The following is a 3,479-nucleotide window of genomic DNA, read 5'->3' as shown; positions in this document are numbered from 1 at the left end:
GAGCAAGGCAGAATACGAGAGTTGGAAAGACTTCTTCGAAACACGGTACGCCCAGGAAACCAAAAAGCTTGGTCAACTGCCACAAAGTATTTGGAATGCAATCCTCAGTGACTTTGGAGAAGCATACAAGCTGCCGGGGCATCTGATGAACCTGGAAAATACCACGGCTGGGAATCTGGCAGATTCCACCCAGGGAGTGATTGGAGCCGGATTCACAGCGGTTGGTGTAACCAAACTGGCCAAGGCAGGTTATACACTTGCAAAGGGAGCAAAGATTAAATTTGTACCAAAGGCAGACATTATCGGAGGAAAGAGCCTCAAAGAGCTGTTGGCGGATGAACGGGGATTTATCAAAGTTCCCAGGGAAGCAGGTAAAGCTGGTTCAAATCTAGAAAGATTGTTGAAAAAATATAATTTAACTCGTGGTATAAATAAAGGTCAGCCAATATTATTTGGACAAAAAGGAGTATCACCAACCTTCAGCAAAGAGGGAATCTTCAAAGGAGCAGATATTAATGATATTGTCGATAAATTACAGAAAGGAATAATTAAGCCAAGTGACATCGAAATAAAATATATTTGGGTTAATGGACAAAAGGTAGCAGTAAACAATAGATCATTAGCAGCCCTATCAAAAGCAGGTATGAAACCAGTAAATGTCAAAGATATGACAGGTAAACTTCCCAAAGATGGGCCAGATAGCTTAGAAAGTGTTTTAATGCGTCTGGAAGAGATGGATGGTGTACCATCCAAATCTATTCCAATACGAACCACAGATGATTGGAGCTCACCATCGAGGGAGTGGGTAGAATTACTATAATAGGAGGCTATACATGGTATATGTACCGAGTTTTATGAATTATTTAGACGAGTATAATAAACAAAAACGAAATATACACACAGTTGACGATTGGGTTAAATTCAGAAATGAGTGGTTTGATGAGTCACAATGGCCTTTGAAGACTCCATTTCAATTAACAGAGGAATCCTTACGAAAAAGGGGACCTAAAAAGATAGCGGGACGATTGTGGGTATATACAACCTATATGTATGATATTTCACCTGAAGCAAGGTATGAATTTTTTTCAGCGTTATATAATATAGGTCATCCCTTACTATTTAATTATAGTGGCCCTAAAACAGCTGAGAATGGATGGAATCAAAATTGTCCTTATTGTGAAATATCAACTAACGAAATTGGTGATGATACATGTCCAGTTTGCACGAGAAAATTACTTTATTCAAGGGTTATGGATTAACTCAATATATGTATGAGTCAAGGGACGGTTCCTTGACTCTTTTTTTCTTTATTAGGTACAATATGGATAAACATACATAAAGAGAGGATGATCTATTGCCAAGTAAGTTGAGTGATAGGCACCTCTTTTTAGAGACGAAATACGCAAAAAAGCCAATGAAAGAGCAAATGCTTACCGGGAAGCAGAAGAAGGCAGCTTCAACGCCACCTTCTGGGAAATGGAAAAAAAGAAGTATCTTACAAAGGCACAGTACAGTAAAAGAGTACGTAGCCCACCCTTAGTGTTGCATTAATTAACCTCTTATGGTAATATGTAGAAAGAGCCACAGGAGGTTAATTCTTTGACAAAATTAAGAAGATATTTAGAACCAGGTGCGTGATATTTTGTAACGTTGGTAGTAAAAGATAGAGAGGATATTCGTAGATGAAAAAGCGTGTAAACTGCTTATGGTAACCATGCAATTCTATAAGTATTATCTAGACTATAAGATATATGCCTTTGTGATAATGCCGAACCATTTTCATGCAATAATACAGCCTGGAGCAGAGTTCAATATATCGGTAATAATGAACAAGATAAAAGGGAACTTTGGAAATAAGTATAATAGGATTGTTGGGAAGACAGGTAAGGTGTGGCAGTCAAGGTTTTATGATGAGGGGCTAAGGGATAGTCGATAGACCCGGAGAATATGAATTCTCAAGCTACAATTATTACTATGGTAAGGTAGATAACTATTTAGTTGATATACCGGAGTAAAGCACTATAGGCACCTGACCAACACTAAGGGTGGGATACGCCTCTACGCCTCTTCTCTTATTAACTATATTAGCATCCTTCATATCAATCCCCCTGACGGTTTACCAGTATATTGGTATGTATTATGATTATATCATGAATATTTTACCATTCCATTATTAATGAAAAAAAGCAGATTTGAATCCGCTTTTTTCGCAGTTTTTTGCTGTCTTACATCCTACCTTCTTATTTTAGTCAAGGTGAACTTTACATATATATGCAAAATATTACATATAATTTCGCTAATGTGTGAAGGGTATCAATGGGAAAGGAACAGAAACACATTGCTCTAACTGTTCTACACCTCTATCTTGTCATATACATCCAAATATCATATAATATTGGTATAAAATGCAAAAAATAGAATTAAAGGTCTTAAAGTATAAAAAATAGTTTGGTTAATTGATTTGATAATAACATAGCAGATTATGCATATCTTAAAGAAGGTGAATTATATGAGTTCTTCTATAAAGTATTATCCTCTAACCCATCCCCAAAAAGCCATATGGTATACCGAAAAACTCCATCCTGGCACAAGTATCGGCAACATAGCCGGAACGTTAAGGTTTAAAGGAGATATGTGAGTCAGGGGACGGTTCCTTGACTCATTTTTCATTATTAGGTACAATATGGATAAAACATGCAAAGAGAGGATAATCCTGTGCCAAGGTTTAGAAGAAAGCTTAGCAAAAGCAGAATATATCACGTCATGGTAAGAGGGAATGAAAGAAAAGACCTGTTCCTTGACAATGACGACAGAGAAAAGTTCATAGATATATTGTATAAAAAGAAAACAGAGAATGAATATGACCTCTATGCATACTGCCTTATGAGTAATCACGTGCACTTGCTGATTAGAGAATGTAGCAATGAAATTGCAAGGATAATGAAAAGAATAAATACCAGCTATGCATGTTACTTTAATAAAAAATATGATAGGATAGGCCATGTCTTTCAGGATAGATATAAAAGTGAAGTAATAGAATCTGAAAGACATCTTCTTGCAGCAGTAAGGTACATACATAATAATCCGGTTAAGGCTGGATTGGTAAGAAGTGCTTCGCAGTATAAGTGGAGCAGCTATAATATATATGCTGATCTTGAATCACACTCCAAAACAGTTGACAAAGATATGGTACTTGGTATATTCACTGAGAATAAACAGAGGGCGAAAGAACTATTTATAGAATTTTCAAAACAGGAAACGGATGATACATTTATTGATTATACAGAGGATAAAGATATGGACTTCACTCTTCTAAACAGAAAAGAGACAGAAGCATATCTTGATAATCTCTTGGTTGAAAGAAATCTAAAAAAAGAAAACCTAAGAGGAATAAACCCAAGTATGAGAAGTGAGATAATAAAGGAGCTAAGAAGTAAATCAGCCTTATCAATCCGTGAAATGGCAGGGGTTTTAGGGCT

The 3,479-nt window shown here is 36.3% G+C and carries 4 protein-coding genes and 1 pseudogene; all 5 read left to right on the top strand.

Annotated elements, in window-relative coordinates:
• A pseudogene (locus ACESM9_RS15095) lies at positions 1-820 on the top strand (hypothetical protein); the annotation flags it as partial.
• 13 nt (positions 821-833) lie between these two features.
• Positions 834-1,259: a hypothetical protein gene (locus ACESM9_RS15090; protein ID WP_373000598.1), complete on the top strand. Its 426-nt coding sequence runs from the start codon at positions 834-836 to the stop codon at positions 1,257-1,259.
• A gap of 446 nt (positions 1,260-1,705) precedes the next feature.
• Positions 1,706-1,936, top strand: a complete 231-nt coding sequence (locus tag ACESM9_RS15085) for a transposase (protein ID WP_373000595.1) — start codon at positions 1,706-1,708, stop codon at positions 1,934-1,936.
• Between the two features lie 573 nt (positions 1,937-2,509).
• Positions 2,510-2,638 (top strand): hypothetical protein, encoded by a 129-nt coding sequence (locus ACESM9_RS15080; protein ID WP_373000593.1) that lies wholly within the window; start codon positions 2,510-2,512, stop codon positions 2,636-2,638.
• Positions 2,639-2,715: 77 nt separating this feature from the next.
• On the top strand, positions 2,716-3,479 hold a 764-nt coding region (locus ACESM9_RS15075; RefSeq protein ID WP_373000589.1), incomplete at its 3' end, for an REP-associated tyrosine transposase.

Origin of the sequence: Lutispora sp. (assembly GCF_041687175.1) — a bacterium.
Taxonomy (GTDB): Bacteria; Bacillota; Clostridia; order Lutisporales; family Lutisporaceae; genus Lutispora.
Note: the sequence above shows the minus strand (reverse complement) of the source record. Positions and strands in the feature narration are given on the sequence as shown.